6 protein-coding genes are annotated in these 5078 nt (G+C 68.8%); all 6 read left to right on the plus strand.

Annotated features, from left to right (window positions below):
- The coding region (locus TY51_RS22955) for a PepSY domain-containing protein (RefSeq protein ID WP_052650500.1) at positions 1-328 on the plus strand (328 nt) is incomplete at its 5' end.
- A 10-nt stretch (positions 329-338) separates the two neighbouring features.
- Entirely contained in the window at positions 339-998 is a 660-nt protein-coding gene (locus tag TY51_RS19585) for a response regulator transcription factor (RefSeq protein ID WP_042252987.1), read from the plus strand.
- Positions 995-1999, plus strand: coding sequence for a sensor histidine kinase (locus TY51_RS19590; RefSeq protein ID WP_231559163.1), 1005 nt, complete (start codon positions 995-997; stop codon positions 1997-1999). Before TY51_RS19585 ends, TY51_RS19590 begins: the two co-directional genes overlap by 4 nt.
- The gene (locus TY51_RS23830) at positions 1948-2292 is read left to right on the plus strand and encodes an ATP-binding protein (RefSeq protein WP_231559164.1); all 345 of its coding nucleotides are present in this window, start codon (positions 1948-1950) and stop codon (positions 2290-2292) included. The genes TY51_RS19590 and TY51_RS23830 overlap by 52 nt, the downstream gene beginning before the upstream one ends.
- A gap of 97 nt (positions 2293-2389) precedes the next feature.
- A complete protein-coding gene (locus TY51_RS19595) occupies positions 2390-3745 on the plus strand; it encodes an NAD(P)-dependent oxidoreductase (RefSeq protein WP_042252989.1) in 1356 nt (451 codons plus the stop codon).
- A 10-nt stretch (positions 3746-3755) separates the two neighbouring features.
- Entirely contained in the window at positions 3756-5054 is a 1299-nt protein-coding gene (preA, locus tag TY51_RS19600; protein ID WP_042252990.1) for an NAD-dependent dihydropyrimidine dehydrogenase subunit PreA, read from the plus strand.
- The last annotated feature ends 24 nt before the right edge of the window (positions 5055-5078 follow it).

The following is a 5078-nucleotide window of genomic DNA, read 5'->3' on the forward strand; positions in this document are numbered from 1 at the left end:
GATGGTGCCGCTGGCGGCCCTGCCCCAGCCCGCGCCCCCGGCCGCGCCCCCTGTCGATCCGTGGGCCACCAGCTTTCAGCCGCAACCGTTCCACCGGATGGCCGAGGCGGTCACCGCACGCTATGACGGCCGCCTTGTCGCGGCCGAGACGCGCCCGCCCCGCCCCGCCGAACGCGCCGCCGGGGTCGAGCTGATCTATGAGTTCCGGCTGCTGACCACGCAGCGCAACATCCTCAACATCCGCGTGGACGCCCGCACGGGGCGTTTTCTGGAAGTGGCCGGACGCGGCCAGCTGAAGGCGCGCCGCGCGCCCCGCACGCAAGACTGAAGGACCTGACATGCGCGCCCTGATCGTCGAGGACGACCCCCTGCTGGCCGACCAGCTGTCCCAGGCCATGACCCAGGCCGGTTTCGTGACCGACATCGCCGCCGACGGTACCCAGGGCGAATACCTGGGCGCCACCGAAAGCTATGACGTGGCCGTGTTGGACCTGGGCCTGCCCGGTCTGCCCGGCATCGAGGTCCTGACCCGCTGGCGCGACCAGGGCATCGGCATGCCCGTCCTGATCCTGACCGCGCGCGGCGACTGGACTGACAAGGTCGCAGGCTTTCGCGCGGGCGCCGACGATTATGCCGTGAAGCCGTTCCGTCTGGACGAGGTCGTGCTGCGCGCCCAGACCCTGATCCGCCGCGCCGCAGGCCATGCGCGACCCCAGATCGCCGCTGGGCGGCTGCAGCTGGACGGGCAGCTGGGCGTGATCACCCTGGATGGCATGGCGTTGAAGCTGACGGCGTTCGAGGGACGGATCATGACCTATCTGATCACCCATCGCGACCGCATCATCAGCCGGACCGAACTGTCCGAACACCTTTACGAGGCCGAGACGGACCGCGACTTCAAGTCGATCGAGGTCGTCATCGGCCGCCTGCGCAAGAAGGTCGGCGACGGAATCATCGAGACGCGCCGCGGCGAGGGCTATGTCCTGAGGTCGGCGTGACCCGGTCGATCCGCGGCCGGCTGCTGCTGCTGGCGGCGGTCTGGCTGACGGCCGCGCTGCTGGGGGCGTTCCTGCTGATCGCGCAGCTGTTGGAGGATTTCGTCACCGACCGGTTCGACGCCGAAACGCTGGCCATCGCCGACAGCCTGATCGGCCAGCTGGAGGTCGACGACGACCGGGTCGAACTGGACGACACGCCGCTGGACGTGCGCTTCACCCTGCCGCTGTCGGGCTGGTACTGGCAGGTCACGGCGGGAGATGCGACGGTGGCGCGGTCGCCGTCCCTGCTGGACGGGCGACTGACCGGGCCCGCGGGCGATCTGACCGGCGCGGTCGGGCATGACGCCGACGGGGCGGGCCTGCGCGTGCTGCGCCGCGAACTGACCATTCCCGACAGCGACGCCCTGATCGCGCTTACCGTGACCGCACCGCTGGCCGAAATCGACGCCAGTCTGGCGCAGGTCGTGCGCCCGCTGGCGGTGGCGCTGGCGGTGCTGGGGCTGGGACTGGCGGCGGCCAGCGTCATCCAGGTGACGCTTGGCCTGCGCAGCCTGGACCGCCTGCGCGCCGATCTGGCCCGCGTGCGGGCCGGCGACAGCGACCGCTTGGCCCGCCCCGACGTGTCCGAACTGCGCCCCCTGACGTCCGAGATTAACGCCGCACTGGACCAGAACGCCACCCTGCTGACCCGGTCGCGCCAGCATCTGGGCAACCTGGCCCATTCGCTCAAGACCCCGCTGGCGGCCCTGTCGAACGAACTGCCCGCCGACCACGCGGGCCAGGCCCTGATCACCCGCATGGACCGTCTGATCGGCTGGCACCTGCGCCGCGCGCGGCAGGCGGGGCCGCGCCTGCTGGGCCAGCGGACGCCCGTCGCGCCGGTCATCGACGACATCCTGCTGGTGCTGCGCTGGCCCTTGGCCGATCGCGGCATGAGCGCCGATGTCGATTGCCCCCCGACGCGGCCTTTCCCGGCGAACGCCAGGACCTGGAGGAGATGATCGGCAACCTGTCGGAGAATGCCGCGAAATGGGGCCGCAGCCGCCTGAGGATCACCGTGCGGACCCCGCCGGACCGGCTGGTCCTGCGGATCGAGGATGACGGCCCCGGCCTGTCCCCCGACCAGGCCCCGCGTGCCCTGATGCGCGGCGCGCGCCTGGATGAATTGGGCGCACCCGGCGCGGGTCTGGGACTGGCCATCGTGGCCGATCTGGCGGCGCTGCATGGCGGCGAATTGCGGCTGGAACGGTCCGATCTGGGCGGTCTGGCGGCGGTCCTGGACCTGCCTGCCTGAAATTTCCGCAAAGCATTGCGGTCCATATTTTACCATTTGATAAAAAAATGGACCTGTGTCAGCCTGATCTCACCAACAGGTGAGCCAGGAGACGAAAATGTCCCAAGCGAGATTAAGCCCCGGCGTGGTGCCGGGACGACTGACCCCCGACCAGCTGGCGACGAACTTTGTCGACGTCGCCCCGCCGCTGGACCGCCACGAGGCGCATGTGGCCGCCGACCGCTGCTATTTCTGCCATGACGCGCCCTGCATCACGGCCTGCCCGACCAGCATCGACATCCCGCTGTTCATCCGCCAGATCGGCACCGGCACGCCCGACGCGGCGGCGATGACGATCTTTCACGCCAACATCCTGGGTGGCATGTGCGCCCGCGTCTGTCCCACCGAACAGCTGTGCGAGGGGGCTTGCGTCCGGATGGAGGCAGAGGGCCAGCCGGTCGAGATCGGCGCCCTGCAACGCTATGCCACCGACGGGCTGATGGCCCAGGGGACGCATCCGTTCAAGCGCGCGACCGCCACGGGCAAGCGCGTGGCGGTGGTCGGCGCGGGACCCGCGGGTCTGGCCGCCGCGCACCGTCTGGCCGCCAAGGGCCATGACGTGGTGATCTTCGAGGCGCGTCCGAAACCCGGCGGGCTGAACGAATACGGCATCGCAAGCTATAAGGCCGTGGACGGGTTCGCTCAGGCCGAGGTCGATTGGCTGATGGGTATCGGCGGGATCGAGCTGCGCCACGACCAGGCGATCGGTCGCGACATCACGCTGGCCGCGCTGCAGGCGGAATACGACGCTGTGTTCCTGGGGATGGGCCTGGGCGGCGTGAACGCGCTGCGTGCGACAGGCGAGGATCGCCAGCATGTGCTGGACGCGGTCAGCTTCATCCGCGACCTGCGTCAGGCCAGCGATCTGGGCACCCTGCCCGTGGGCCGCGACGTGGTGGTAATCGGCGGCGGCATGACCGCCGTGGACGCCGCCGTGCAGGCCCGCCTGCTGGGCGCGGAAAACGTCAGCATCGTCTATCGTCGCGGTCAGGACCGCATGGGCGCCAGCCGCCATGAACAGGACCACGCCACGGCCAGCGGCGTGCGGATCATCTGCAACGCCGCCCCCCTGGCGGTCCACGGCAACGGTGCCGTGACCGAGGTCGAGTTCGCCTATACTCAGGATGGTCCCGACGGGCTGCACGTGACGGAGGACCGGTTCCGGCTGAAGGCGGATCAGGTGTTCCGCGCCATCGGCCAGCGTCTGGACGGCGCACCGGACGGGCTGGAACTGGCGGGCGGCAAGATCCTGGTCACCGGACCGGGCCGCACCTCGCTGGACGGGGTCTGGGCCGGGGGCGATTGCGCCGCGGGCGGCGACGACCTGACCGTGACCGCCGTCGCCGAAGGACGCGACGCGGCAGAAGACATCGACGCCCGGCTGACCGGACGTCCCGTCGAAATCCCCGGCTGAGGACGAGATCATGGCAGACCTGCGCAGCAATTTCATCGGGATCAAGTCCCCGAACCCCTTCTGGCTGGCCTCGGCCCCGCCGACCGACAAGGAATACAACGTCCGCCGCGCCTTTCAGGCCGGTTGGGGCGGTGTGGTGTGGAAGACGCTCGGCTCCGAAGGGCCGCCCGTCGTGAACGTCAACGGCCCGCGCTATGGCGTGGTCTACGGCGCCGACCGCCGCGTCCTGGGCATCAACAACATCGAACTGATCACCGACCGCCCGCTGGAGGTGAACCTGCGCGAGATCAAGTCGGTCAAGCGCGACTATCCCGACCGCGCGCTGATCATTTCGCTGATGGTACCCTGTGACGAGGACAGCTGGCGCGACATCCTGCACCGGATCGAGGATACCGAGGCCGACGGGGTAGAGCTGAACTTTGGCTGCCCGCACGGCATGGCCGAACGCGGCATGGGATCGGCCGTGGGCCAGGTGCCGGAATACATCGAGATGGTGACGCGATGGGTGAAGAAGCACTCTCGCATGCCCTGCATCGTCAAGCTGACGCCCAACATCAGCGACGTGACCAAACCCGCCGAGGCCGCGAAACGCGGTGGCGCGGATGCGGTCAGCCTGATCAACACGATCAACTCGATCACGTCGGTCGATCTGGACCTGTTCGCGCCCCAGCCCACGATCGACGGCAAGGGCAGCCATGGCGGCTATTGCGGCCCGGCGGTCAAACCCATCGCCCTGAACATGGTGGCCGAGATCGCGCGCAACCCCGCAACCGCGGGCCTGCCGATCAGCGGCATCGGCGGCGTCACCACCTGGCGCGACGCGGCCGAGTTCATGGCGCTTGGCGCGGGCAACGTGCAGGTCTGCACGGCGGCGATGACCTATGGGTTCAAGGTCGTGCAGGAGATGATCACCGGGCTGCACGATTATCTGGACAGCCATGAGATGACCCTGCCCGACCTGATCGGTCGTGCGACGCCCAACGTCACAGACTGGCAACACCTGAACCTGAACTATGTCACCAAGGCGGTGATCGATCAGGATGCCTGCATCAGCTGTGGCCGCTGCTATGCCGCCTGCGAGGATACCAGCCACCAGGCCATCGCCATGAAGCCCGGCCGCGTGTTCGAGGTGATCGAGGAGGAATGCGTCGCCTGCAACCTGTGCATCGACGTCTGCCCGGTCGAGGATTGCATCACCATGCGCGAGCTGGAGATCGGCGAGATCGACAAGCGGACCGGTATTCCGCGTGGCGAATACGCGAACTGGACCAGCCACCCGAACAACCCGATGGCCCGCGCCGCAGAGTGATTTGCGTCCCGCGACCGCCGGGGG

The organism is Paracoccus sp. PAMC 22219 (assembly GCF_000787695.1).
In the GTDB taxonomy this organism is placed as follows: domain Bacteria; phylum Pseudomonadota; class Alphaproteobacteria; order Rhodobacterales; family Rhodobacteraceae; genus Paracoccus.